Annotated in this window: 22 protein-coding genes; 19 read left to right on the top strand and 3 right to left on the bottom strand. The window is 63.9% G+C overall.

The annotated features are described in order from the left end of the window. The first annotated feature begins 1 nt into the window (after position 1). Positions 2-1,534 carry a histidine ammonia-lyase gene (gene hutH, locus KW821_RS19800; protein WP_218292632.1) on the top strand — a complete coding sequence of 511 codons (1,533 nt, stop codon included), beginning with the start codon at positions 2-4 and terminating at the stop codon, positions 1,532-1,534. A gap of 280 nt (positions 1,535-1,814) precedes the next feature. Here the strand turns inward: hutH and KW821_RS19795 are convergent, their stop codons facing one another. Next, the gene (locus tag KW821_RS19795; RefSeq protein WP_218292631.1) at positions 1,815-2,912 is read right to left on the bottom strand and encodes a calcium:proton antiporter; all 1,098 of its coding nucleotides are present in this window, start codon (positions 2,910-2,912) and stop codon (positions 1,815-1,817) included. Positions 2,913-3,124: 212 nt separating this feature from the next. Continuing rightward, on the bottom strand, positions 3,125-4,669 hold the full coding sequence (locus tag KW821_RS19790) for an EAL domain-containing protein (RefSeq protein ID WP_218292656.1): 1,545 nt from the start codon (positions 4,667-4,669) through the stop codon (positions 3,125-3,127). Between the two features lie 483 nt (positions 4,670-5,152). Here KW821_RS19790 and KW821_RS19785 point away from each other — a divergent pair, with 483 nt between their 5' ends. After that, on the top strand, positions 5,153-7,081 hold the full coding sequence (locus KW821_RS19785; RefSeq protein ID WP_042651867.1) for an EAL domain-containing protein: 1,929 nt from the start codon (positions 5,153-5,155) through the stop codon (positions 7,079-7,081). Between the two features lie 22 nt (positions 7,082-7,103). On the opposite strand, the gene KW821_RS19780 is transcribed toward KW821_RS19785, so the two are convergent. Beyond that, positions 7,104-8,051, bottom strand: coding sequence for a 1-aminocyclopropane-1-carboxylate deaminase/D-cysteine desulfhydrase (locus KW821_RS19780; protein WP_218292630.1), 948 nt, complete (start codon positions 8,049-8,051; stop codon positions 7,104-7,106). Between the two features lie 69 nt (positions 8,052-8,120). Between KW821_RS19780 and KW821_RS19775 the strand changes: the two genes are divergently transcribed. The 17 genes from KW821_RS19775 (at position 8,121) to KW821_RS19695 (ending at position 25,074) form a co-directional block, all read left to right on the top strand. After that, a complete protein-coding gene (locus tag KW821_RS19775; RefSeq protein ID WP_218292629.1) occupies positions 8,121-8,984 on the top strand; it encodes an MSHA biogenesis protein MshI in 864 nt (287 codons plus the stop codon). A gap of 97 nt (positions 8,985-9,081) precedes the next feature. After that, positions 9,082-9,675 (top strand): PilN domain-containing protein, encoded by a 594-nt coding sequence (locus KW821_RS19770; RefSeq protein ID WP_218292628.1) that lies wholly within the window; start codon positions 9,082-9,084, stop codon positions 9,673-9,675. Beyond that, positions 9,675-10,322 (top strand): type 4a pilus biogenesis protein PilO, encoded by a 648-nt coding sequence (locus KW821_RS19765; protein ID WP_218292627.1) that lies wholly within the window; start codon positions 9,675-9,677, stop codon positions 10,320-10,322. Before KW821_RS19770 ends, KW821_RS19765 begins: the two co-directional genes overlap by 1 nt. Further along, on the top strand, positions 10,315-10,659 hold the full coding sequence (locus KW821_RS19760; RefSeq protein WP_269471666.1) for an MSHA biogenesis protein MshK: 345 nt from the start codon (positions 10,315-10,317) through the stop codon (positions 10,657-10,659). The genes KW821_RS19765 and KW821_RS19760 overlap by 8 nt, the downstream gene beginning before the upstream one ends. Before the next feature lie 70 nt (positions 10,660-10,729). Then, positions 10,730-12,415, top strand: a complete 1,686-nt coding sequence (gene mshL, locus KW821_RS19755; protein ID WP_218292626.1) for a pilus (MSHA type) biogenesis protein MshL — start codon at positions 10,730-10,732, stop codon at positions 12,413-12,415. 82 nt (positions 12,416-12,497) lie between these two features. Next, positions 12,498-13,388, top strand: a complete 891-nt coding sequence (locus tag KW821_RS19750; RefSeq protein WP_042651872.1) for an ExeA family protein — start codon at positions 12,498-12,500, stop codon at positions 13,386-13,388. Beyond that, positions 13,385-14,479, top strand: coding sequence for a tetratricopeptide repeat protein (locus tag KW821_RS19745; protein ID WP_218292625.1), 1,095 nt, complete (start codon positions 13,385-13,387; stop codon positions 14,477-14,479). The genes KW821_RS19750 and KW821_RS19745 overlap by 4 nt, the downstream gene beginning before the upstream one ends. Positions 14,480-14,571: 92 nt before the next feature. Continuing rightward, entirely contained in the window at positions 14,572-16,284 is a 1,713-nt protein-coding gene (gene mshE / locus KW821_RS19740) for an MSHA fimbrial ATPase MshE (protein WP_218292624.1), read from the top strand. Positions 16,285-16,287: 3 nt separating this feature from the next. Then, complete coding sequence (locus tag KW821_RS19735; protein WP_218292623.1) at positions 16,288-17,508, top strand: type II secretion system F family protein; 1,221 nt, start codon at positions 16,288-16,290, stop codon at positions 17,506-17,508. 132 nt (positions 17,509-17,640) lie between these two features. After that, positions 17,641-18,102 (top strand): hypothetical protein, encoded by a 462-nt coding sequence (locus tag KW821_RS19730; protein WP_218292622.1) that lies wholly within the window; start codon positions 17,641-17,643, stop codon positions 18,100-18,102. 88 nt (positions 18,103-18,190) lie between these two features. Further along, positions 18,191-18,841: a type II secretion system protein gene (locus KW821_RS19725; RefSeq protein ID WP_218292621.1), complete on the top strand. Its 651-nt coding sequence runs from the start codon at positions 18,191-18,193 to the stop codon at positions 18,839-18,841. A 19-nt stretch (positions 18,842-18,860) separates the two neighbouring features. Beyond that, positions 18,861-19,295: a prepilin-type N-terminal cleavage/methylation domain-containing protein gene (locus tag KW821_RS21835; RefSeq protein WP_218292620.1), complete on the top strand. Its 435-nt coding sequence runs from the start codon at positions 18,861-18,863 to the stop codon at positions 19,293-19,295. Positions 19,296-19,347: 52 nt separating this feature from the next. After that, a complete protein-coding gene (locus tag KW821_RS19715) occupies positions 19,348-19,818 on the top strand; it encodes a Tfp pilus assembly protein FimT/FimU (protein ID WP_218292619.1) in 471 nt (156 codons plus the stop codon). Beyond that, positions 19,805-20,374, top strand: a complete 570-nt coding sequence (locus KW821_RS19710; RefSeq protein WP_218292618.1) for a type II secretion system protein — start codon at positions 19,805-19,807, stop codon at positions 20,372-20,374. Before KW821_RS19715 ends, KW821_RS19710 begins: the two co-directional genes overlap by 14 nt. Then, positions 20,374-21,150, top strand: coding sequence for a PilW family protein (locus KW821_RS19705; protein ID WP_218292617.1), 777 nt, complete (start codon positions 20,374-20,376; stop codon positions 21,148-21,150). Before KW821_RS19710 ends, KW821_RS19705 begins: the two co-directional genes overlap by 1 nt. A 43-nt stretch (positions 21,151-21,193) precedes the next feature. After that, on the top strand, positions 21,194-21,604 hold the full coding sequence (locus tag KW821_RS19700) for an MSHA biogenesis protein MshP (protein ID WP_218292655.1): 411 nt from the start codon (positions 21,194-21,196) through the stop codon (positions 21,602-21,604). Positions 21,605-21,660: 56 nt separating this feature from the next. After that, a complete protein-coding gene (locus KW821_RS19695) occupies positions 21,661-25,074 on the top strand; it encodes a DUF6701 domain-containing protein (protein WP_218292616.1) in 3,414 nt (1,137 codons plus the stop codon). The last annotated feature ends 75 nt before the right edge of the window (positions 25,075-25,149 follow it).

Below are 25,149 nucleotides of genomic sequence, written 5' to 3'. Positions count from 1 at the left end.
GATGTTTGAACTCAATCTGTTACCGGGCAAGCTCAGCCTTGCCACCCTGCGCCGCGTCAGCCGCGAGCAGTTGCATATCCGGCTGGATGAGTCCGCCCTGCCGGGGATCCACGCCTCCGCCGCCGCCGTCACCAAGGTGATCGAGCAGAACCGGGTGGTGTATGGCATCAACACCGGCTTCGGCCTCTTGGCCAACACCCGCATCCCGGTGGAGCAGCTCGACGAACTGCAGCGCTCCATCGTGCTCTCCCACGCCGCCGGCATTGGCACCTACATGGATGACGCCACGGTGCGGCTGATGATGGTGCTCAAGGTCAACTCCCTGGCCCGCGGCTTCTCCGGCATCCGGCTGGAGGTGCTGGAGGCGCTGATGACGCTTATCAACGCCGAAGTCTATCCGGTGGTGCCGAAGAAGGGCTCCGTCGGCGCCTCCGGCGATCTGGCGCCGCTGGCTCACATGAGCTGTCTGCTGATCGGGGAGGGCAAGGCCCGTCACAAGGGCGAGCTGATGGACGCCGCCACTGCGCTCAAGATAGCCGGTCTGGCGCCCATCTCCCTGGCACCCAAGGAGGGGCTGGCGCTGCTCAACGGCACCCAGGCCAGCACGGCCTTCGCGCTGGAAGGGCTGTTCCATGCCGAGGATCTGTTCGCCGGCGCCATCACCATAGGCGCCATGAGTGTGGAGGCGGCGCTCGGCAGCCGTCGCCCGTTCGATGCTCGCATCCATGAGGTGCGCGGCCAGCGCGGTCAGATCGACGCGGCCGCCTGCTACCGCCAGCTGCTGGTGGACGGCAGCGAGATCGGCATGTCTCACCACAACTGCGAGAAGGTGCAGGATCCTTATTCCCTGCGCTGCCAGCCCCAGGTGATGGGGGCCTGCCTGGCCCAGATCCGCCACGCCGCCGAGGTGCTGGTGTGCGAGGCCAATGCGGTCTCCGACAACCCGCTGGTGTTCGCCGAGGATGAGGAGATCCTCTCCGGCGGCAACTTCCACGCAGAACCCGTGGCCTTCGCCGCCGACAACCTGGCGCTGGCCATCGCCGAGATCGGCTCGCTGTCGGAGCGCCGGATGGCGCTGCTGATCGATTCGCGGATGTCGGGCCTGCCCGCCTTCCTGGTCAACAACGGCGGCGTCAACTCCGGCTTCATGATCGCCCAGGTCACCTCGGCGGCGCTCGCCTCCGAGAACAAGAGCCTGGCTCACCCGGCCTCGGTGGACAGCTTGCCCACCTCCGCCAACCAGGAGGATCACGTCTCCATGGCCACCTTCGCCGCGCGCCGGCTGACGGACATGGCGGAGAACACCCGCGGCATACTGGCGGTAGAGCTGCTGGCCGCCGCCCAGGGGCTGGATTTTCGGGCCCCCCTGCGCAGCACCGAGCTGATCGAACTGGCCAAGGGGCGGCTGCGCGCGCAGGTCAGCTTCTACGACAAGGACAGGTACTTCTCGCCGGACATCGAGGCCGCCGCCGCCCTGCTGGGCGCCGCCAGCTACAACGATCTGATCCCGGCCGGGGTGCTGCCCAGCCTCTAAGCCTTGGCGGTGCATCCGCGACGGCTCATAACAAAAGACCGCCCCTATGGGCGGTCTTTGCGTTTCTGGCGTTGGCTGGATGCGGTTATTCGTGTTCGAACATCAGGAACAGATGGGCCATGAACAGCATCGGATGAGAGCTGGCGCCGTTCATTCGTGCTCAAACATCAGGAACAGATGGGCCATGAACAGCATCGGATGAGAGCTGGCGCCGTTCATTCGTGCTCGAACATCAGGAACAGATGGGCCATGAACAGCATCGGATGAGAGCTGGCGCCGTTCATTCGTGCTCGAACATCAGGAACAGATAGACCACGAACAGCACCAGGTGGGTGGCACCGTGCAGCACATTGGTGCGACCGCTGCTGAAGGTGACCTTGCACACCATCAGGGTGGTGATGAGCAGCACCATGTCGGCGGTGGAGAGGCCGAGGCGCACCTCCTGCCCCAGCAGGGCGCCGATGAACAGCACCGAGGGCACCGTCAGGGCTATGGTCGCCAGCACTGAGCCGAAGTAGAGATTCATGGCGCGCTGCAGCTGGTTGTTGAAGGCCGCCTTGATGGCGCCCACGGCTTCCGGTGCGAGCACGATACAGGCCACGATGAAGCCGCCGAGGGCGGGGGGGGCCGACATGACCTGGACACCATGGTTGATGGGGATGGCCAGCGTCTTGGCCAGCAGGATCACCACCAGCAGGAAGGCGAGCAGCAGCAGGGTGTGGTAGACGTTGCTGCGCAGTATGCCGTGGTGCTCCTCGTGATCCTCATGGTCGCCGTCGACGAAGAAGTGGCTGTGGCTGCGGGTCTGGATCAGCAGGAAGACGCCGTAGAGCAGGACCGAGATGATGATCAGCATCCAGGACATGGCGCTGGACATGCTGCCCAGGGTGCCACCCCGGGTGAAGTTCGGCAACACCAGGCAGAGCAGGGCCAGCGGTATGATGGCGACCAGATAGGATTTCACACCATCCAGATTGAAATTCTGGGTGTGATAACGCCAGCCGCCAAACAGCAGGGTAAAGCCCACCAGGCCGTTGGTCACCAGCATCACCACGGCAAACATGGTATCGCGGGCCATCACCGGATTGGGCTCGCCGGTCAGCATGACGGAGGAGATCATCACCACCTCGAGGGAGATGACCGACAGGGTCAGGATCAGGGTACCGAAGGGCTCACCCAGCTTGATGGCCAGGGCATCCGAGTGACGCACCACGGAGAAGATGGCCCAGGTGACGATGGCGAGCAGGGCCAGTGACACCGGCAGGTAGATCGCGAGCGGAGTCGCCTCTGTCAGCAGGTCGTTGCCCAGCGTCTTGAAAAACAGCAGGGTCAGCAGGCCAACGGGCAGGGCAATCTCTTGCCGGATAAATGACTTCATAGGCAGTGGTTCTCATCTCAGGGCGGCATGAGCCGACGGGGGACAGGGATCTGTGCGCATGGATCGCGACAGATGGACACATGATAAGGGCTGTTGTCCGGTTCGGGAAAAATCATTTTCAGGGCGGGGCACCGGCCGGCGGCGGGGTTGCCGCCCGGGGAGGGGCCGCAGGCGCCATGCCGCACCTGCGGGAAAAGGTCAGTAGGGTATGGCTAGCGGTGACCCTGCTGCCACTCCAGCAACTCGTGCAGTGGCATGGGGCGGGCGAACAGGTACCCCTGAATGAGGTAAACGCCATGCTGGCCGAGGTAGTCGACCTGCTCCTGGGTCTCGACCCCTTCGGCGATCATCTCCATGTCGGACTTCAGGCCGAAGGCGATGATGGCGTCCAGCAGGTTGCGCTTGGGGTCGTCGGTGCCGATGGAGTCGACGAACATCTTGTCGATCTTGATCTGGCGGATGCCGAGCTGCTGCAGGTAGGCGAAGCCGCCATAGCCGGTACCGAAATCGTCCAGCTTGAAGTGATAGCCCTTCTCCTGCAGCAGGGTGATCTCGTGGGTGGCCGCCGCTATGTCCACTATGGGCTCACGCTCGGTGAGCTCGAAGGTGAGCCGGGTCGGGGAGGGCCAGTCGTAGCGCTGCAGCTGATCGCGCAGGAGCGAGTGCTCGATGTGGGCGGCGACCAGATTGACGCTGACCCACTGCTCAGGCGCCAGTTGCGGCAGATCGGCGATCACCCTGTCCAGCAGCTGCTCCGTCATCGGCAGGATCAGCCCCTGCTCCTCCGCATAGGCGATGAAGGCGCCGGGGGAGGTGAACTCGCCCCCCCTGCGCCAGCGCAGCAGCGCCTCGAAGCCGACCACCCGCCGGGTGCGGCTGTCGACGATGGGCTGGTAGAAGGGGACGAACTCCTGGCGTGCCAGCCCGGTGTGCAGCAACCCCTTGAGGGAGCGCCGGTAGTTGCGCAGCAACCAGTAGCAGACGAGCAGCAGCCCCCCCAGCGCGGTGCCTGCCCAGAGGCCGCCCTTGAAGGCCAGGGCCAGGGCATAGTCCCGCAACGCCTGACCGGCCCACAGGGTCTGCTGCATCTTGCTGGAGGTGGGAGTAAAGCTCAGGCTCTGGCTGTCGGGCTCGTCCCTGATGGCCTGATCGCCGCGGGGGAACAGCTTGTGGCGGGAGATGCCGGGCACCAGCGGGGTGAACTCGAGGTAGAAGCAGCCGGCACAGGGTTGCTGCAGTATGGTGTGGCTCCAGCTGTTGCTCAGTACCCAGTAGGCGAGGTTACCCTGGCGCTTGAAGAACACCACCAGCTCCTGCTCGGTATCATACTCGGGCGCCGTGGCGGTCAGCCCGAAGGTGCTGTCGGCGGTCTCGGAGAGGGAGTCCGCATCGATGAGCGGCAGGTCCGGCCCCAGGCTGGAGCACCCCTTCCCCGAGGCCAGCCGCAGCCCCTGCAGGCGGATATGTCGGTTGTAGTGCTTGGGATCCCGCAGCAGGGCCATGTCCTGCTCGCCGCAGTCGAAGGCAAATTGCACCAGCTGATCGTCGATCCCCTCTTCCAGCGCCTGCTGGCGCTCCGCCATGGTGGTCTCTATCTCGGCGCGCTTCTGCTGCAGCAGGTAGTGGGCCAGCATGTCTCCCGTCAAACGACTCAGTGACAGGCAGAGCAGGATCGGGAGGACGAGCAGCAAGGGGCTGATCCAGAAGGGAGAAATCCGTTTCAAGGGGTACCTGCTCGACGAAGGTGGGTGGAGCATCCAGAGTATGTGATCGGCGCGTGTCAGCATAGTGGATTAGCTGCATCGATTTGACAGCAGCAGAAACTGCGATGCATCCCTTGGCTAACTAGATGATTAATATTGTTTTCGCAACCTGAGTGGTGAAAAATCAATCGCCGACCTGTCATATCTAACAATTGTCCAGCTTATCTGAACTGGTTTAGAGTAGCCCTGCGGTTTGACTCACCGTGTGTTCAATACTCCTGTATCTATTTTTGTCAGTAGCACAGAGTGTTAGTTTTGATATTGAGTGTTTCTTTTGGTCCCCACTGTGGGACCATTTTTCTGTCCGCGAGTCAGCCTTTCCCGCCTGTTTGCCCATCACCAGCCCCTGGCGCCCACCCGGGAGAGGCCTGCGCGCGCGTCGCTTAATTACAAAAGCGGGATCTTCATCCGTAGGCGGGTTTTGACCAAGGCTGATACCATGAGGCCATATGGATGCTGTCGGCTACGGAAAGGCACATGAAACTGACTACTCAGCTCGTCTCGTTTATTACTCTGTGCGTGATCGCGGCCATGACCATGGTATTGCTCGGCGGGGTGTTCAGTTTTCGTCAGATGGGCATGGAGCTGCAGCAGAACCGGGTCGACTCCCTGGTGGAAATCATCGACAAGCAGCTGGGCGCGGCCGACGATCCGCAGGATCTTGCCCGCTGGCTGCCGTCGCTGCTGCGCTCTGCCCACGTGGTCGAGCTGGAGATCCGCCAGGACAAGCAGCGGGTCTACTGGTTTCGCGATGTGCAGCAGCAGACCGACGAGAGCCTGCTGATCCCCTATAGCCAAACCATTCCCCATCAGCTCGGCATGCAGGCCGATTTCAAGCTGGACCGGCCGTTCAAGGAGTTCGAGTACTCCATGCAGGCCATGTCCGGCATCTCCTTCGGGGTCTTCATCGTGGTGTTCGGGCTCTGGTACTCCATCCGCTGGCTGCGGCTGCAGCTGCGCGGCGCCGAGTTGCTGGCCGAGCGGGCCCAGCTGATCCTGGATGGCAAGCTCACCAAGCTGGCCCATGATCCGGCCGACGAGTGGCCCGCCTCCGCCAGCCAGGCGATCGATCACCTGCTGGCGGAGCTGGCCGACGCCCGCAAGGAGCGCAGCCGGTTCGACAACTTCATCCGCAGCAACGCCTTCGTCGACAAGGCGACCGGCATCGGCAACCGTCTGTTCTTCGATAACCGGCTGGAGAGCGCCATCATGGAGGCGAGCGTGATCAGCGGCGGTGTGCTGCTGATCGAGCTGGCCGGCCTGGAAGAGCTGGATCCCGAGCTGACCGGGCGCCAGAGCCAGGAGCTGCTGATGGAGGCGAGCGCTTCTATCGGCACCTTCGTGCGCAAGCACAACGGCGCCCTGCAGGCGCGCTACGCCGGCCAGGTGTTTGCCGTGCTGCTGCCCAACATGTCCGAGAGCGAGATGGTGGATGGCGCCAGCCAGCTGCTCAAGAGCCTGCAACGGCTGCACTGGCCCGAGTCGGTCAATGCCGAGACCGCCGTCTACCTCGGTGCCGTCTGCTATCAGGGGCGGGACTCGCTGCTCAAGGTGCAGGAGGAGGCCGAGCTGGCGCTCAAGAGCGCGCGGCTGCAGGGCCACACCGGCTGGTTCCTCTACGAGAAGCTGCTGGATGAGGAGCCGAGCAGCAAGGGCACGGTGCGCTGGCGCACCCTCATCAACCGCCGCATCGAGGAGCAGGGCATCTATTTCTATCTGCAGCCGGTGCAGCAGGAGCGGGATCAGGTGGTGTTGCAGCAGGAGCTGTCGATCCGGATCCGCGACGAGCAGGATCGGGAGCTGCAGGCCGGGGTCTTCATGCCGATGGCGGAGAAGGCCGGGTTGCTGCTGCCGCTGGACAAGCTGGTGGTGGCCCAGACCCTGCGCCTGCTGCGCCAGCGCCAGGAGCCGAGTTGCCCCATCAGCCTGTCGCTCTGCGCCCAGAGCCTGCTCAATCGGGAGTTCCAGCGCACCCTCTTCTTCGATCTGTTCCAGCTGCCGCGCAGTATCAACGAGAATCTGGTGCTGCAGCTGTCGGAGGCCCAGGTGACCCGCCACTACGAGGCCCTCAAGCGGCCGCTGCGGGCGCTGCGCATGCTGGGTTGCCAGCTGGCCATCGATCACGCCGGGCAGGATGTGGTGAGCACCCAGTATATCAAGGAGTTCGAGATCAACTTCCTCAAGCTCCATCCCAGCCTGGTGCGAGAGATCCACAGCCGTCAGGTCAATCAGATGGCGGTGCGCAGCCTGGTCGGCGGCTGCGCCAACACCCAGACCCGGGTGATCGCCGTGGGGGTGGAGAGCGGTGACGAGTGGAAGATGCTGCGCCACCTCGGGGTGCACGCCGGCCAGGGGCCCTGGTTTGCCGAGCCGACCTGGCTGGTGATGGACACGGCCGAGGCCTGATCTCGCTGTGACGGGGCCGCCCTCAGAGGCGGCCCTGCTCTCTCAGGCCCGCCAGCCCCTGCAGGCCACCGGTATGGATGAAGACGATCTCGCTGCCACGGGGGATGTGGCCGGCGGCCAGCTCCCGGAACAGGCCCCACATCGCCTTGCCGCTGTAGATGGGCTCGAGCGGCAGACCGGTCTGCGCGCTGAACGCCTGCACCCACTGCCACAGGGCCGGGCTGAACTTGGCATAGCCGCCGTCGTGGTGATCCAGCGCGATCCGCCAGCCGGCGGTGTCGGCCGCCGCGGGATGGAGGCGGCAGACCTCGTCATGGATGAAGCCCCCGCCCTTCAGGACGGCGATGGCGAGGATCTGCTCCTGCGCCCGCTTGCCCGCGACCAGGCCGGCCAGGGTGCCGCCGCTGGCACAGGGCAGCACCCAGAGATCCGGCGAGAAGGGCACCTCGGCCACCAGCTCGGCGACCCCGGGAATGGCCAGCGGACCGCTGCCGCCCTCGGGCACGAGCAGGCTGTCAGGGGCCATGAACTGGGCCAGCCAGTCGGGATCCTGGCGCCGTCTGTAGCTCTGCCGGTCCACAAACACGAGCTCCATGCCCCAGCCCCTGGCCGCGCTCAGAGTTGCGTTGCTGACGGCCTCGGGTTCACCGCGTATGATGCCGGTGGTGCGCAGCCCCGTCAGATGGCCCGCCGCCGCCAGGGCATGGATATGGTTGGAGTAGGCTCCCCCGAACGAGATCAGCCGGGTCTTGCCCAGCGCGTCGGCCTGCTGCAGCTGGTACTTGAGCTTGCGCCACTTGTTGCCGGAGAGGAGCGGGTGGATCAGGTCGTCCCGCTTGCACCAGAGTCGCACCCCCTGGGCGTCCAGCAGGGGATGCTGGATCTGGTGCAGCGGCGAGGGGAGCCGGCCGGCGACCCCTTGAGCGCCCTCCCGGGGCAAAGCGTTGGCCGATATGGTGTCATTTTTCATAAATATGGAGGCTAATAGCCTGTTTATGTTAAGGTTTAACCCGTTTCATGCAGTCAGGTACAGGTCTCAATGAAGTCACTGTTTCGACGTTCGCCACCCGCTCACCAGGTCGGACTCCTGCTGGCCAGCGACCGCATCCTGCTGGCGTGCGTGGGACAGCCTCCCGTCTTTACCAGCCGTGCCATCAATGGCCCCCACGAGTGGCCGCAGGCCATGGGCGAGCTGTTCAACCAGCACGGCCTGGCCAAGTCTAAGGTGCGGGTCGCCCTCGCCGCCAGCCTTTATCAACAGATCCAGATCGACAAGCCCGCGGTGCCCGACGCCGAGATGGCCGGGGCCCTGCCCTGGGCCATCAAGGATTTCGTCAACGAGCCCGTGCTGCAGCTCGCCATGGACTATGTGGACCTGCCCACGCCGCCGGCCGGCCGACCGCGCATCAACGTGATCTGCGTGCCCAAGAGCCGGGTGCAACAGCTGGTGGAGGCGGTCAACGGGGTAGCGAGCCTGGAGGCCATCGTCAGCGACGAGCTGGCCATGACGGCCCTCTACGAGGCGGATCAGACGGTGCGCATGCTGCTGTGGCAGCCCAGGGGGCAGGATCTGCAACTGCTGGTGTTCCATCAGGGCGGGCTCTGCTTCTCGCGCCAGCTGCGCGGCTTCGGCACCCTGACCGGCGCTCAGGAGCCCGATCGCGATCTGCTCGATGGGCTGACCCTGGAGATCCAGCGCTCCCTCGACTATCTGGCGGGCCAGCTCAAGCTGCCGGAGCCGGGTCAGATGCAGCTCGCCATCGGCTCCCCCTTCATCGGCACCCTGGTGCGCCACTTGGAGCAGGCATTCGGCTTCCCGGTGTCGGCCATGGCCAACAAGGCGATACTGGCTGGCGTTGAGTATCTCAGTGCCTACGGCGCCGCACTGGGGGCAGAGTCATGACCCCTGCTACCCATCTTCTCCCCATGGTCAACGAGAGCGCATGGCTGGCCGATATTGAATACCTCTGTGCCTATGGCGCCGCGCTGGGGGCTGAACGATGAAGCGTCATATCAACCTCTACGGCCCCGAATTTCGTCCCCGGCGCCAGTGGGCCAGCCTCAATCAGATGGCGCTGGTCTGGGGGAGCGGCCTGGTGCTGATGCTGATCGTCGGCCTCGGTTACGCCTGGCAGCAACAGGGCGTCAGCCGTGAGCTGGCTCAGGTGCGGGCGACGCTCGATGTGCGGCGCGGCGAGGCCAAGCGGCTCGATGCCGAGCTGGCCCGTCATCAGGCCGACGGCCTGCTGCAACAGCAGCTCATCGCCAGGCAAGAGGAGCTGAGTGCCATGCAGGGGCTGATGCGCCAGCTGGGCAGCCTCTCCCTGCAAAAATCCCAGGGTTACGCCGGCGTGATGGCGGATCTGGCCCGCCTGCGCGACCCCCGTCTCTCCCTGCAGCGGATCGAGATCAGCGGCGGCCACATCAATCTCTCCGGGTTTGCCGAGCGCAGCCAGGATGTCCCCGCCTGGGTCAATCGCTTCAAGCAGACGTCCTCCCTGGCGGGCAAGCAGTTTGGCGAGCTGACCCTGAGCCGCGACAAGGAGGGCCGGCTGGCCTTCCAGCTCAGCGGCATAGCGCAGGAGAAGCCCTGATGGACATGAAAGCACAATGGCAGGCCTGGGCGCAGCAGGTCGCCGCCCTCAGCCTGCGGGAAAGGGTCATGATACTGCTGACCGGGCTGATCCTGCTCGGCGCCGCAGGCATCTACGGCTGGCTGGATGCCGCCGATACCCGCCTGAGCCAGGATCGACTGGCATTGACGGCGGCGCAGCGGGATCTGGAGATATTGGATCTTGAGAATCAGGGCAAGCAGGCCCGCCTGGCGCGGGATCCCGACGCGCAGGTGCGGGAACAGCTTGGCCAGGTGGAAACCAGCCTCGGCAGGCTGGACGCCGAGCTCAAGGCCCAGACGGTGGATCTGATCCCGGCCCACGAGATGCCGGCCGTGCTGGAGGCGCTGCTGTCCCGCTCCGCCAACCTGCACATGCTGGCGCTCAGCTCCCTCAAGCCTGAGCCCTTGATGGCGGGGGAGCAGTCGGTCAATCTGTTCAAGCACGGCATCCGGCTCGAGCTGGAGGGCGGCTACTTCGATGTCTACCAGTACCTGAAAGCGCTGGAGTCACTGCCTCGCCACTTCTACTGGCAGGGCTTCGACTACCGGGTGATCGCCCATCCCAAGGCGGCGGTGGCGATGGAAATTTACACCCTCAGCACCAGCAAGGAGTTTATCCGTGGCTAAGTGGCTGACAACATACGGGGCCGGATTTATCTGGCTGGCGCTGTGGGCCTGCCTGCTGAGCCCGCAGGCCCGGGCCGAGGTGCTGCAGGATCCCACGGCGCCGCTGGCCGGCATGAGCACGGGCGCCGCCCCGGACAAGGGGGCCGGCCTGCCCCGATTGCAGAGCATCATCTTGGGCAATGGGCCGGCGCTGGCGGTGCTCAATGGTCAGAGTTATCGGGTCGGTCAACTGATCGAGGGCTATCGGCTGCTCTCCATCAGCGCCGATGCCGTGGTGCTGGAGAAGGCGGGCAAACGCCAGGCGCTGACCCTGTTCGGCAGCAAGATCAGGATGTGAAGTCGGTGCCGTGCAGAAGGTCACGGGCCGGTTTTATCGAGTTTAATTGCGAGTCAGGTGCACTAACTACATGAAAAAACACCATTTATGCCTGCTTCCCCTCGCGTTGGCGGTGGCGGGTTGTACTACCTACAAGCATCCGGATCCGGTGCAGGCCAAGGATGCCCTCAAGCAGGCCATGACCGAGCAGAACCAGACTTCGCCCCTGACCACCCTGCCCCCCTCGGTGCAAAGCGAACTGCTGCAGCTGGATCGGATCCCGCAGCCGGTGGCGGTGCCGGAGAAGCGGCTGCGCATCGCGGCCCATGATGTCGATGCGGTCGAGTTCTTCGGCTCCCTGTTCAAGGGCTCCCGCTACAGCGTGGCGGTGCACCCCGGGGTGGCGGGTTCCATCTCGGTGGAGTTGAAGGATGTGACCCTGCAGGAAGCGCTGGCGGTGGTGGGCGACATGTATGGCTTCGACGTGCAGCGCAAGGGCAACGTCTTCCATGTCTACCCGGCCGGCCTGCGTACCGAGACCATACCGGTCAACTACCTGATGATGTCCCGTCGCGGCCTCTCCCGCACCTCGGTCAGCACCGGCGGCGTCACCGCCAATGACAGCAACGATAACGGCAATAACAACAACTTCGACAGCGGCAACAATAACAGCAGCAACAACAATAACAACGGCAGCAACAACGGCTCCTCCTCCAACGGCAACAGCGACAACAGCAACGGCACCCGCATCGAGACGGACAGCAACAACGACTACTGGACCGATCTGCGCGAGGCCCTGCAGACGCTGATCGGCACGGGTGAGGGACGGGCGGTCATCACCAGCCCGCAGGCGGGCCTGGTCACGGTGCGCGCCTATCCCGGCGAGCTCAAGGCGGTGCGCGACTTCCTGGAGCAGTCCGGCGAACACCTCAAGCGCCAGGTGGTGCTGGAGGCGCGGATCCTGGAGGTGGCCCTCAACGAAGGCTATGAACAGGGGGTGGACTGGAACGGCCTCTCCGCCACCTGGGATGGCAACAAGGGGATCATCGGCGGTGGCAGCCTGGGCGGTAGCCAGGTCGGTGCCAGCAATCCCATCTTCAATACCATAGGGGGCGGTGCCGGCTTCAAGATCTCGGATGGTAACTTCGTGGTGGCCGTTGACCTGCTCAAGACCCAGGGCGACGTGAACACCCTCTCCAGCCCGAGAGTCACCGCGACCAACAACCAGAAGGCGGTGATCAAGGTGGGCACGGACGAGTATTTCGTCACCAATGCCTCGACCACCACCACCACCTCGGGCAACTCGGCGCCCATCGTCACCCCCAACGTGGAGCTGACCCCCTTCTTCTCCGGCATAGCGCTGGACGTGACGCCCCAGATCGATGAGGCCGGCCGGGTGCTGCTGCACATTCACCCCTCCGTCATCGACACCGAGGAGCAGAGCAAGACCATCAACGTCGGCACGGCGGATCCCCTGGTGCTGCCGCTCGCCAAGAGCTCCATCCGCGAGTCGGATACCGTGGTGCAGGCCAACAATGGCGACATCATCGTCATCGGCGGCCTGATGAAGACCGACAAGCAGGAGATCGTCAGCAAGGTGCCGCTGCTCGGCGACATCCCCTGGGTCGGTGAGGCCTTCACCAACCGCAGCGAGAGCACCAAGAAGGTCGAGCTGGTGATCCTGCTCAAGCCGACCGTGGTGGAGAAGGATACCTGGCAGAAGGAGCTGCAACGCTCCTCCGAGCTGCTCGACAAATGGTATCCGCCCGAGGACTAAGCATGACTCGCGCCCCGCTCGTACCCGCTCGTCGGCTCTCGGTCGCCGCTCACCTGTCCGCTGACGCGCCGGGGGAGAGCCCATGTATTTGAGCCACTTCGGCCTGCGGGAGGCACCGTTCGGCCTGACCCCGAATACCGGCTTCTACTACGGCCTGCCGCCCCATGAGGAGGCGCTGCAGGTGCTGAACTGGGCGCTGGCGCAGGGGGAGGGCTTCATCAAGGTGACCGGCGAGGTGGGCACCGGCAAGACCCTGCTCTGCCGCAAGCTGCTGGGGGAACTCGGCTCGGAGGCGCGCCCGGTGCGCCTGGCCTGGCTGCCCAATCCCCATCTCACGCCGGGCGAGCTGCGTGCCGCCCTGGCGCTGGAGCTGGGGCTGTCGATGCGGGATCAGGGGGAGCTGGATCTGACCGATCGCATCCATCGCCACCTGATCGCCCTGCATCAGCAGGGTCAGCGGGTGGTGGTGCTGATCGACGAGGCGCAGGCCCTGCCGGATGAGACGCTCGAGGCGATCCGGCTGTTCGGCAACCTGGAGACGGAGTCGAGCAAGCTGCTGCAGATAGTGCTGTTCGGTCAACCCGAGCTGGATGCGCGGCTGGCCAGGCCCCACCTGCGCCAGCTGCGCCAGCGCATCGGCTTCTCCTACTGCTTGCGCGCCCTGCGCGTCGATGAGACCCGCGCCTATGTGGATCATCGGCTGCAGGTCTCCGGCTATCGCGGTGCGCCGCTGTTTGAGGGCCGTGCCCTGCGCCTGCTGTGGCGGGCGTCCCGCGGGGTGCCGCGGCTCATCAACGTGCTGGCCCAGAAGTGCCTGATGCTGGCCTACGGCCGTGGGATGCGCCGGATCGGCCCCCGTCTGGTGCGCCTCGCCATCCGCGATACCGAGGACGCCAGCCGCGGCTCCTTAGTGCGCTGGTGGCCGCTGCTGTTGCTGCTGGGCGCTGCCCTGGCCTACGGAGTCTGGCCATGAGCGTGATCAATCAGATGCTCAAGGATCTGGAGCAGCGCCAGCAGGGCGAGGGCACCGCCATCTATGTGGCACCGGTGCGCCAGCAAGGCTGGTGGATGCTGGTGCTGACCCTGCTGTGCGGGCTGGCCCTTGGCATCCTGGGCTGGCGTTCCTGGATCTACTGGCAGCAGAGCCAACGGGTCGATCCCCCGGTCACCCAGCTCGATGCACCGCTCGCGCCTGATGCCATAGTCCAGGCCGCGTCTGTGGCATCGATGACGCAGGAGCCGGCGGCGGTCGCTGTGGCCTTGCCGGTCCCGCAGGGGATGCCGGACGAGCCGGTGCAGTCGACCTCTGCGCCAATCGCCGAGGCCCCGGCGCCGCAGGAACTACCGGATCAGGAGGGCGATTACCTTATCCCGAGCGACGAGGAGCTGCAGCCGGATCTGCAGGCCGAGCTGGCGGCGGAGCAGGAGGCAGTCATGGCCCCGCCGCCGCGCAAGCCCGGGATACTGAAGATCGAGACGGTGGAGCTCTCCGCGCCCGAGCTGGCGGCCCTGGCCGAGCGCAAGGCCACCACCGCCATGGCCAAGGGCCAGTTGCGGGAGGCGCAGGACAATTACTACCAGGTGCTGGCCCATGATCCCCACAATCAGGGGGCGCGCGAGCAACTGGCGGCCCTGCTCTATGGCGAGGGTCGGCTGACCGAGGCCGGGCAGGTGCTGGAAGAGGGGCTCAGTCTGGCGCCGCAGCAAGCCGATTTCCGGCTGTTGCTGGCGCGGGTGGCCATAGGCGCGGGGGACAGGCCCAAGGCGCTCGGCTGGTTGAGTGGCCTCCAGCCGGAGATCGCCAACAACCTGGATTATTACGCCACCTGGGCCGGGCTGGCTCAGGAGCTGGGTCAGAATGCCGAGGCGGCAGATCTCTACGTCAAGCTGCTGCGCCAGCAGCCGGATCAGGGCCGCTGGTGGCTCGGGCTCGGCGTGGCCGAGGATGGCCAGGGCCACGGCCAGCGCGCCCTCGATGCCTATCGCAACGCCCAGCTGCACGGCAACCTCGGCGAGGCATCGGCCCGCTGGCTGGAGCAGCGCATCGCCCAGCTGGCCCCATAGGTACCGGTTCGTAGGTTCGATTAGGGTCGCCTAATCGGACGCGGTGTCATCACGGTAATCGGCGTAATCAGAATCAGGAATTTGGAGTAGCAATGGCACAACCCAGACTGAAAATGCGGCTCGGCGATCTGCTGGTGCAAGAGCAGATCATCTCCGATGATCAGCTGCAGCTCGCCCTGCAGCAGCAGCGTCAGACCGGCCGCAAGCTGGGGACCACCCTGATCGATCTCGGCTTCATCAGCGAGGTGCAGCTGCTGCAGTTCCTCGCCCGTCAGCTGGACGTGCCCTTCTTCGATCTCAACAACCTCACCATAGACGCCGCGGCCGTGGCGTTGTTGCCGGAGGTGCAGGCCCGTCGCTATCGTGCGCTGGCGGTCAACCTCAGCGACGACAAGGTGACGGTGGCCATGTCGGATCCCGCCGATCTGAGCGCCCTGGATGCCATCGCCGCCCTGCTCAGCCCGCGCGAGCTGGTGCTGGCGGTGGCACGGGAAGGCCAACTGCTTGAGTATTTCGACAGGCTCTATCGCCGCACCCGCGAGATCGAGAGCTTCGCCGTGCAACTGCACGAGGAGCATCAGGAGACCGGGTTCGAGCTCGGCAGCAGCAACCTCAATACCGGGGCCGACGAGGGGGAGGCGACGGTGGCCAAGCTGCTGCGCTCCCTGTTCGAGGACGCGGTGCAGGTGGGGGCCTCGGATATCCACATCGAGCCGGACGAGAAGGTGCTGCGCATCCGCCAGCGCATCGACGGCGTGCTGCACGAGAACATCCTCAGCGAGGTGCGCATCGCCCAGGCGCTGGTGCTGCGCCTCAAGCTGGTGGCCGGGCTCGACATCTCCGAGAAGCGGTTGCCCCAGGATGGCCGCTTCGCCATGAAGGTGCGCGGCCGCGACGTGGACGTGCGGATGTCGACCATGCCGGTGCAGTATGGGGAATCCGTGGTGATGCGACTGCTGGATCAATCCTCCGGCATCCTCTCGCTGGCCGAGACCGGCATGCCACCGGCAATCCTGGCGCGTTTTCGCCGCCAGCTCAAACGCCCCCACGGCATGATACTGGTGACGGGGCCGACCGGTAGCGGCAAGACCACGACGCTCTACGGCGCGCTCTCCGAGCTCAACCAGGCCAGCCACAAGATCATCACGGTGGAAGACCCGGTAGAGTACCGGCTGCCGCGGGTCAACCAGGTGCAGGTCAACCCCAAGATCGGCCTCACCTTCTCCCAGGTGCTGCGCTCCACCCTGCGCCAGGATCCGGACATCCTGCTGGTGGGGGAGATGCGGGACAACGAGACGGTGGAGATAGGCCTGCGTGGCGCCATCACCGGCCATCTGGTGCTGACCACCTTGCACACCAACGATGCGGTGACCAGCGCCCTGCGCCTGATCGACATGGGCGCCCCCGGCTATCTGGTGGCCAGCGCCTTGCGGGCCGTGGTGGCCCAGCGCCTGGTGCGGCGGGTATGCGAGCACTGCGTCGAGGAGCAGGCGCCGGACGAGGGCCAGGCCACCTGGCTCGGCGTGCTCTCCGGCGAGGCGCCGGGTCAGCATGCCTACCACAAGGGGCGCGGCTGCCAGAGCTGCAACTTCACCGGCTATAGCGGCCGGATCGGGGTCTACGAGCTGCTGGAGCTGGATCAGCCCATGATGGATGCCCTGCGCCGCAACGATGCGGAAGGTTTCGCCCGGGCGGCGCGCGACCATGAACACTACAGACCCCTGGCCCTGACCGCGCTGGACTACGCCCGCCAGGGCATCACCTCGGTGGACGAGGTGCTCAGGCTGGCCGAGGATCTGGGCTAAGCCATGGGCAGCTTCAACTACAAGGGCCGTGACAGTCAGGGCAATGCCGTCAGCGGGATGGTGGATGCCGCCAGCGAGATGGCGGCCGCCGAGCAGCTGATGCGGCGCGGCGTGATGCCGACCGAGCTCAAACCGGGCAAGGCGAAAGCGGCCAGCATCGACTGGTCGCTGCTGCTGGAAGGGGGCGTCAAGCTGGACGAGCTGGTGGTGTTCAGCCGCCAGATGTATGCCCTGACCCGGGCGGGCATCCCCATACTGCGCGCCATCGCCGGGCTGGAGGAGAGCGCCCACAGCAAGCCGCTCAAGCGGGCGCTGCATGCGCTGGGGGAGGATCTCGGCAACGGTCGTCCCCTGTCCAGCGCCATGCAGTCCCATCCCAGGGTGTTCAGCAACCTGTTCGTCGCCATCATCCATGTCGGCGAGAACACCGGTCAGCTGGAGGAAGCCTTCCTGCAGCTCGCCAACTATTTCGATCTGGAGCTGGAGACCCGCAAGCGGATCAAGACCGCCATGCGCTATCCCAGCTTCGTGATGATTGCCATCGGCATCGCCATGGTGATCCTCAACATCATGGTGATCCCGGTGTTCGCCGGCATGTTTGCCAAGTTCGGGGTCGAGTTGCCGCTGGCGACCCGGATCCTGCTCGCCACCTCCCACTTCTTCGTCCACTACTGGTGGCTGCTGCTCGCCATCCTGGTGGGCGCCGTCGTCGGTTGGCGGCGCTGGGTCGCGACCCCCGGGGGCAAGCTGGCCTGGCACAGATGGCAGCTCAGGCTGCCCATAGTCGGCACCATCATAGAGCGTTCACTGCTGGCCCGCTTTGCCCGCAGCTTCTCAATGATGCTCAAGGCCGGGGTGCCGCTCAACCAGGCGCTGACTCTGGTGGCCGATGCGGTGGACAACGCTTATATGGCCGGCCAGATCCGCGACATGCGGGCGGGCATAGAGCGCGGCGAGAGCCTGCTGCGCACCGCCGGTGGCAGCGGCCTGTTTACCCCGCTGGTGATGCAGATGATCGCTGTGGGAGAGGAGACCGGCCAGGTGGATGAGCTGCTGCATGAGGCGGCCGAATACTACGAGCGGGAGGTGGACTATGACCTCAAGAGCCTCACCGCCCGCATCGAGCCCATCCTGATCGGCATAGTGGCGGTCATGGTGCTGATCCTGGCGCTGGGCATCTTCACACCCATGTGGGACATGATGCGTGCGGTCAGAGGAAAATAAGACGGCATCTTCACCCTCCTGATGGGGGGCATGGTGTGTGCCGTGCGCGGCAAGTGATGAGGCATCTTCAGGTTCCTGACGGGGAACATGATGTGTGCCGTACGGGACAACTAGGCGCCGGGAGGGCAATGGGTGAGCAGACAGTCCGAGCAGGATGATCGCTGGCTGGGGGGATACAGGCGTTTGCTGGCCGTTATCTTGCTGCTGGTCATAGTCGCCAGTCTGGCCCTGGGCTATCGCAGCCAGCGGGAGCAGGCACTGGCGGTCAGCCTGGAGCTACTCGGGGGCCAGTTTGCCGAGCGCGCGCAGCGCTTGCACGGGCTCTGGCTCGATCAGCGCAGGCCCGAGGTGCTGCATGGGCAAGGAGTGGCCTGGCAGTTCGATGAACGGGGCTGGCCGCTGGCCGTGCTGCCGTTGCGGTCGCCCTCCGACAACTGCCGCCAGCTGTGGCAGCAACTGATCGGCCCGCAGGCGCAGGAGCTGCCGTCACTGCAGGTGCTGGCCAGCCGGGATGGCGGAGGCTGTGAATTTGGCTGGGAGGCTAACTGGCTGATTTATCGCTTCTCTGATGGCCGGGTGGTGTTCAGATCCTGAATGGCGATTGAACGGATCCAGTCTGGACTCTGGGTTACATGATTTTTTTCTATCTGCATGAAATAATGCGGGTTACTACGGAGGCAGCATGGCAGCAAAGAGAGTGACACCCGGCCGCACTATGGGCGGTTTTTCCCTGATCGAGCTGGTGATCGTCATCGTGATTCTGGGGATACTGGCGGTCACCGCCTTGCCCCGTTTTCTCGACGTGACCGACGAGGCGAAGAAGGCCAGTGTGGAAGGGGTATCGGGCGGCTTTGCCACCGCGGTCTCTCTGGTGCGGGCCCAGTGGGAGGCGGAGGGGCGTGCCAAGCAGGACAGCCTCAACACAGTGCTGTATGACGGCTCGCGCTTCTATCTCACCACGCCGACCGAGAGCCAGGTCAACAATGGCGAGCTCTCCCCCGGTTATCCCATGGATACTTCGGCGAGCGGCTCTCCCGATGTGGATCCGGCCAATCTGACGGCCACGCGCTGTCTCAATATTTGGGAGGGGTTGTTGCAAAATCCTCCCAAGGCTACTGCCAACTTTGACGAGGTAAGCGGTAGCGGCAATGACCTGAAGTTCTATGCCACGGTGAGCAACAATGGACTGGATTCGGTCTGCCGTTACTATCTGGTCAACAGCCTGAGCAAGGGAAGTGATGGACGGTATCAGGACCCGCAAGGGAGCACGGATGCCTATATGAGTTTCAGTTACCGCCCGGCCTCCGGCCAGGTCACCACCAATATCAATTGATAAACAGAGGAATAATGTAATGAAAAAGCAGGCGGGTTTTACCCTGATCGAACTGGTGATCGTGATCATCATCCTGGGCATTCTGGCGGTCACCGCTGCGCCCAAGTTCCTGAATCTGCAGGATGATGCCAATAAGGCTGCTGCACAGGGCGTTGCCGCCGCCGTGCAGAGTGGGGCTCAACTGGTCTATAGCCGTTCGGCTATCGATGGCACAGAGAAGCTGGACTCCTCTTCTGTTGCCGTAGGCACCAGCTCAGCCACTACAACCTGGGGTTATCCGACAGCGGATCAGGCTGGGATTGGCCAGGTAGTCACTCTGGATGGCGGCTGGGCCGTGGATAACAGCGGTGTATTTACCTCGGATCAAGCCAATAGCTGTGAGGTGATTTACAACGCACCGGCGGATGAAGGTGAGACCTTCTCTGTGCAACTGAGCGGCGCCAACTGCTCGTAATGCTGTGTTAGGCGAGGCGTATGCCTCGCCTTTTCTATTTGGAATCAACAGAATGCGAAAGGGGTTCACCCTGGTTGAACTAGTAATCGTGATCCTGTTACTCGGGATTCTGGCCGCCTTTGCCGTGCCCAAGTGGCTGGGCAAAGGCGGCTTTGAAACCCATACCCTGCGCGATGAGCTGGTGGCCCGGCTGCGACTGGTGCAGACCATGAATATGAACGAGGGGGGGGATCGCTGCACCCAGCTGGTGCTGGAGGCTAACCGCTTCGGTCACCTGACGCAGACGGGTAGCTGCAGTGCCAAACCCATCTCGAGCTGGAGTGCGGACGAGCAGAGCCGTGGTCGGGTGGTGAGCACCTCTGGCGACGTTGTCCTGTCCCCCCCGGCGAGGTTCTCCTTCGATAAACACAGTGGCCGCCCCCTGGGCTCTTGCGCCGCTGGTTGCGATCTGGCTGTCACTGAGGGCGCCGAACGTACCCGGTTACGTATCGAGTCCGAAGGCTATATCTATGCCCTCCCTTAACGCCTCCCGCGGTTTTACCCTGGTCGAGCTTGTCGTCGGCATAGTGCTGCTGACCATAGCGCTGACCGGGATCCTGGGCTTGCTTGTCAATCAGGCACCCCAGGCTGTGGATCCGGTGCAGCAGGTGCGCGCCGCCCAACTGGCTCAACGCATCTTGAACGAGGTGCTGCAAAAATCCTTCGACGAACATTCGGACCATAACGGCGGTCGCTATCGCTGCGGCGAGACGGCCGGTACGCCTCCTGTGACCTATCCCACCTGCACTGCCAGCACCGACTACGGCCCTGATGGTGAGCCCGCCTCTTATGCCTTTAACGATGTTGATGACTTCGATACCGCAGGCAACTGGGTGGACGCCAATCGCTTTACCCAGACGTCGGTTGGCGTCAACAACGAGGAGTATCGCAACTATCAGATCAGGATCAGCGTCACGCCTGACTCCCTGTTTGGGAGCCCGGGCAAGAGCGCAGAGTCCGTTGGCAAGCGCATCGATCTGCAGGTGCGGCTGCCGGATAGCAGTGAAGTCGATTTTGCTGTCTACCGGGGTAACTACTGATGGCTCGTCGTCTGGCTCGGGGTTTTACGCTGGTCGAGCTGGTGATGGTGATCCTGCTGCTCGGCATCATGGCCACCTTCTCCAGCCAGTTTATCGGCATCGGCACCCAGATCTATGGCGATGCGAGTAGCCGCGAGCAGTTGATGAGCGATGCCCGCTTCGCGCTGGAGCGGCTCAATCGCGAGCTGCGCGATGCGGTGCCGGGCTCGGTACGGGTGGAGGACAGCCTTGGAAATGTGGTGGAGCAGGGCAACTGCCTGCGCTTCTGGCCCATTGCCACCGCCAGCCGCTATCTGAGCCCCAATGGGAGCGGCGGGCTGACTATCATCACCCCGGTTCGCCTCCCCGAGGTGGGTGAGCTGGCCATCGTCTACCCCCTTGCCAGCCCGGATCTCACCTTGGACCAGGGTTGTCTCTATGGCAACTGCGTCGCCAGGGTGACCTCAGTGGGTAGCCCCGTCTCGGGGGCGCTGCCGCTGGTGGTCGACAATGTCTTCACCAAGGATTCTCCGAGCTGGCGCATCTATTTCGCCAACCAGCAGGTGCGCTACTGCGTGACTGATTCAGTGTTGAACCGGAGCAGTGCCGCCATAGGCGTGAATATTGGCACTAGCACTCCCGCCCCGATGGCCGAGCATATCCGCCCGATCTCCTCTTACTTCTACCGGGATCCGGCGGCCTTCAGCCCGAGCGAGGTCGGGCTGAGGCTGATACTCGAGCAGCGCGGCGAGAGCGTCACCTTCAACCATCGGCTGGAGCCATTCAATGTCCCCTAGCGCCTGCCCCCCCGCCATGACGGCCCAACGGGGCAGCGCCATCATGATCGCGCTTTTTGTCATCGTCATCATGGCCCTGCTGGCGGCGGCCATGGGCCGTTTTCTGGTGGATAGCGGCGAGAAGAACACGGTGGAGGTGCGGGGTGTGCGGGCCCTGATGGCGGCCCAGAGCGGGTTGGAAATAGCCCTCTATCGGCTCTACCCCAACGATCACTGGACCGCCCAGCGGTGTGATGCTCTGACCAGGACCTCCTTCTCTATCCCCGGGTTGGTGGATTGTCAGGTCAGCGTGACCTGTCAGCCCATCACCGCGAGTACGAACGGGATGACCCAGACCAGCTACCGGTTTCGCAGCGAAGGGCGCTGTGGTAACACGGATCTGAATAGCCCCAACCCCGATTTTGCCGTCAGTCGGACCTTGGTGGCGGAAGCCTTCGATGGAGATGCACCATGACAGACAACCGAAGCTCCTGGGGCTGGCTCTGCGCTTTTCCTCGTCGATGCGGGTTCATGTTGTGCCTGGTCGCTTGGTCGCTGTTGAGCCTGGTCAGTTCGGGTGCGGATGCGTTTGGCGTCATTGATACCGGCCGCTATTTTCCGGCCGTGGTACAAGGGCACCATGGGGAGCAAGCCAGCGCCTGTGCCGGGACACTCATCCCCCAGCTGAGTGAGGTCAACAATCCCAGGATCAACGGCACTGGCGGGAACAAACTGTCCTTCTGCTCCATTACTGCCAACCAGAACAACACCAGGAACTGTGACGATGGCCTGGGGGGCTACAAGGTTTGCGCCATCACGGGACAGGATATTGGCGGCCTCAGCCTGACGGGGGGTAACGCTTTCCCCACGAATGGCTCCACCACAGATCTAAACTGCAACAACAATGGCAGTGCGGTGCTGGATCAGAAGGCTTACCGCAACGTAGGTAGCAGCGGGTGCCAACTGGTGTTGACCGCCCAGCCGGGCTATCAGATAGCCAGCTTGAATATGAGCAATGGTGGCACCCTGATCCTGGGGCCGGGCGATCATTTCTTCGAGACACTTTCCCTGGATAGCACCATCGTCAAGTTACAGAGTAAGGATCAGGCGCTGACCCGGATCTTCGTCAAGAACACACCGACGTTGCGTAACAATCCATTGATCAATGCCGGTGGCAAGCAGAACCTGGTCTGGGTCAGTTATAACGACTTCAATATCAGTGATAGCGCCAGGTTTGTCGGCTATCTCTATGCCGGTGGCACTGTGATTATGGGCAACCAGGCGACCCTGACCGGTCGGATCACGGCGCGTACCCTGGTGGTGAAAGACAATAGCGTTATCAACAAGGGGGACGCAGTGGTGCCGCCCCCGTTGCCCAACTGCAGTGATATCTTCACTGACCCACCGACGGAAGGTGCCATCATGGAGCCACCCGCGGGTATGCTTGAACCGCCCTTGACGGATCTGTCATGCAGCAGCCACAAGGGAGTGACTACCTGCAGCGGTCACGCCGGGAACAGCTTCGCGCCAGGGGATCATGATTTCAACAACGGTTCCATCGGCAATGACGCCGAGATCGTCGCCAGTGGGGTGACGGCGCGGCTGTACTTCAACAAGCTCGATCTGAACAACGCCAAGCTCAACCTAACCAACCCACCAGAGAACCTCTTCATTTATGTAAAGGGCGATCTCTCGATTAAGGGTCAGAACCAGATCAACGGCATCGTCTATGTCATGGGAGACGTCAATATGTCTGGCAATGCCAGCATTGATGGGGCGCTGGCGGCGGGTGGGAGCATCGATATGGGTGGCAACGGCGAGGTCGATTTTTCTCAGGACGCGGTCGACAATGCTGATCTGGGTGGTCTGTGCCAGCAAGGCGGTGGCGGCGGTAGTCACGTTGACCATTTCGAGCTGGATCACAGCGGCCAGGCGTTGACCTGCAACCCTGAGCCCATCACCATTCGCGCCTGTGCCAATGCCGCCTGCAGCAGTCTGATTACAACCACGGTCTCTCTTACCCTGGCTCCGGCGACGGGCTGGGAAGGTGGCAACCAGCTCAGCCTGACGGGAGGAAGTGCCGTCAAACAACTTCGCCATACCACTGCGGGCGCTGTGACCCTGGGGGTTAGTGCATCGAATCCGGTCGCGAGCACTGCCACCCTGTGCCGGGCCGGGGGCGGTGCACTCAGCGCCGCCGCCTGTACCCTCAGCTTTGCCGACAGCGGTTTCCTGTTCGATGTGCCGGACACTTACGCCAACAGGCCGCAACAGGTGCAGCTGAAGGCGGTGAAGAAAGACAGCGCGAGCCAGAAGTGCGTGCCCGGCTTTGCCGGCGTCAGCAAGCCGGTCAGCTTCTGGAGCGATTACGTCAGCCCGAGCGGCAACGGCTTTGGCAGCAAGGTGACGGTCAATGGCAACGCCATCGCGACGACCCAGGGGGCGGCCACCGCCAGCAACCTGAGCTTCGATGGCCAGGGGGAGGCGACCCTGACGGTCAATTATCCGGATGCGGGTCAGATGCAGCTCAATGCCCGCCACCAGGGCAGCGGCGACAGCGCCGGTCTGGTGATGACGGGGGGCGATCAGTTTGTCAGTCGCCCGGTCGGGCTCTGCATCACGGCCCCGCAAGGGGTCTGCGTGGCAGGGGATATCAGCTGCCCGGTATTCAAGAAGACCGGGGAAGCCTTCCCGCTCAACCTTGGGGCCGTGGCCTGGCAGTCCGATAACGACACCGATCTCTGCCGCGGCAATCTGGCGACCCCCAACTTTGCACTGACCGGGATAGCGCTCGCTAGCCAGCTGGTGGCCCCCCAACCCGGGGTGGAGGCGGTCGTCGGTACGGCTAGCTACGACCATGCCATCACGACCGCCAGCAACCTCAACGTGGTCGGGCAGTCGGTCAACGAGGTCGGGGTGTTCCGGATGCAGGCGACCCCGCCAGCTGGCGGCTACTTCGGCTATACCATAACCCCCGCGCTCAGCGCGCCGCTGGGGCGCTTTATCCCGCTGGACTTCAATCTGGTCAGCGGCGACATAGCGCCGGCCTGTGGCGCCTTCAGTTATATGGGGCAGCCCTTCCTGACGCAGTTGCATATTGAGGCCCGCAACCAGCTCGGACGGGTCACTCAGAACTATAGAGAGAGCTTCGCCAAGGGCGATGCCTACCTGAGCACGGCCAACAACAGAGATGGGATAGCACTCTCTGCCCGGCTGCGCAGCCTGGGACCGCTGCCATGGGTGGCGGGGGCGGCTGATTTCAGCGGGCCGACCGAGTTTGCCCGCCTCTCCGATAGCCAGCCTGACGGCCCCTACCGCGAGCTGCTGTTTGGTCTCTATATGCAGGACAACGATGGCGGGCAGACGCTGATCGCGGCCCCCGATTTCAATGCCCAACAGGCCGGGACATGCAGCGGCTCGGGTTGCAACGCCAAGCAGATCGATGCCAGCCCCATGGAGGCCTATTTCGGGCGGGTGCTGGCCGGCACGGCGCAGGGGGTGGCGTCGGCGCCGCTGATGGTACCGCTGCAACTGCAATATCACGAGGCAGGCAGCTGGCACCGGCAGTGGGCGGATCAATGTACCCGGCTCTCCCTGCTGGATGGAGGGTTCGAGTTTACCGATAGCAGCCAGAGCTTCGATGCAGGGAGCGGCGAGCTGACCCTGGACGAGAACACCAAGATCCGGCTCGGGCTTGGTCCGGTCGCGCCCGGCGCCATGACGGCGACGGTGCAGGATGGCGTCATCGCCTTGCAGCTGGCGGCCCCGGACCAGACGGTGCGCATTCCCTTCCGAATCGATCTGAGCAAGCAACCCGAGTCGGCGCTGCAACCAGGACGGCGGCCGCTCTGGCTTTCGGACCCCCAGAGTCTGGATGGCATGGCGATTTTTGGCATCGGTCGTGGCAATGACAGAATTATTTATCGGCGTGAGGTGATGCCCTGAAATTGATCTGTCGATGAGGATCGGGACCGTTTGGCTTGAGCTTGAGACTTATCTCCTTGTTTCGTAGAGTTTGTC

This window comes from Aeromonas sp. sif2416, assembly GCF_019218665.1.
GTDB classification, from domain to species: domain Bacteria; phylum Pseudomonadota; class Gammaproteobacteria; order Enterobacterales; family Aeromonadaceae; genus Aeromonas; species Aeromonas encheleia.
This window is presented reverse-complemented; position numbering and strand designations above follow the sequence as displayed.

Excerpts from the sequence above, each read along its gene's own strand:
- KW821_RS19780 (WP_218292630.1), bottom strand. The coding sequence starts at position 8,051 with ATGAAAAATGACACCATATCGGCCAACGCTTTGCCCCGGGAGGGCGCT.
- KW821_RS19735 (WP_218292623.1), top strand. The coding sequence starts at position 16,288 with ATGGGCAGCTTCAACTACAAGGGCCGTGACAGTCAGGGCAATGCCGTC.
- KW821_RS19770 (WP_218292628.1), top strand. The coding sequence starts at position 9,082 with ATGAAGCGTCATATCAACCTCTACGGCCCCGAATTTCGTCCCCGGCGC.
- KW821_RS19700 (WP_218292655.1), top strand. The coding sequence starts at position 21,194 with ATGATCGCGCTTTTTGTCATCGTCATCATGGCCCTGCTGGCGGCGGCC.
- KW821_RS19710 (WP_218292618.1), top strand. The coding sequence starts at position 19,805 with ATGCCCTCCCTTAACGCCTCCCGCGGTTTTACCCTGGTCGAGCTTGTC.
- KW821_RS21835 (WP_218292620.1), top strand. The coding sequence starts at position 18,861 with ATGAAAAAGCAGGCGGGTTTTACCCTGATCGAACTGGTGATCGTGATC.
- KW821_RS19790 (WP_218292656.1), bottom strand. The coding sequence starts at position 4,669 with ATGCTCCACCCACCTTCGTCGAGCAGGTACCCCTTGAAACGGATTTCT.
- KW821_RS19695 (WP_218292616.1), top strand. The coding sequence starts at position 21,661 with ATGTTGTGCCTGGTCGCTTGGTCGCTGTTGAGCCTGGTCAGTTCGGGT.
- KW821_RS19785 (WP_042651867.1), top strand. The coding sequence starts at position 5,153 with ATGAAACTGACTACTCAGCTCGTCTCGTTTATTACTCTGTGCGTGATC.
- KW821_RS19795 (WP_218292631.1), bottom strand. The coding sequence starts at position 2,912 with ATGAAGTCATTTATCCGGCAAGAGATTGCCCTGCCCGTTGGCCTGCTG.
- KW821_RS19775 (WP_218292629.1), top strand. The coding sequence starts at position 8,121 with ATGAAGTCACTGTTTCGACGTTCGCCACCCGCTCACCAGGTCGGACTC.
- mshL (WP_218292626.1), top strand. The coding sequence starts at position 10,730 with ATGAAAAAACACCATTTATGCCTGCTTCCCCTCGCGTTGGCGGTGGCG.
- KW821_RS19725 (WP_218292621.1), top strand. The coding sequence starts at position 18,191 with ATGGCAGCAAAGAGAGTGACACCCGGCCGCACTATGGGCGGTTTTTCC.
- KW821_RS19705 (WP_218292617.1), top strand. The coding sequence starts at position 20,374 with ATGGCTCGTCGTCTGGCTCGGGGTTTTACGCTGGTCGAGCTGGTGATG.
- KW821_RS19715 (WP_218292619.1), top strand. The coding sequence starts at position 19,348 with ATGCGAAAGGGGTTCACCCTGGTTGAACTAGTAATCGTGATCCTGTTA.
- KW821_RS19765 (WP_218292627.1), top strand. The coding sequence starts at position 9,675 with ATGGACATGAAAGCACAATGGCAGGCCTGGGCGCAGCAGGTCGCCGCC.
- hutH (WP_218292632.1), top strand. The coding sequence starts at position 2 with ATGTTTGAACTCAATCTGTTACCGGGCAAGCTCAGCCTTGCCACCCTG.
- mshE (WP_218292624.1), top strand. The coding sequence starts at position 14,572 with ATGGCACAACCCAGACTGAAAATGCGGCTCGGCGATCTGCTGGTGCAA.
- KW821_RS19750 (WP_042651872.1), top strand. The coding sequence starts at position 12,498 with ATGTATTTGAGCCACTTCGGCCTGCGGGAGGCACCGTTCGGCCTGACC.
- KW821_RS19745 (WP_218292625.1), top strand. The coding sequence starts at position 13,385 with ATGAGCGTGATCAATCAGATGCTCAAGGATCTGGAGCAGCGCCAGCAG.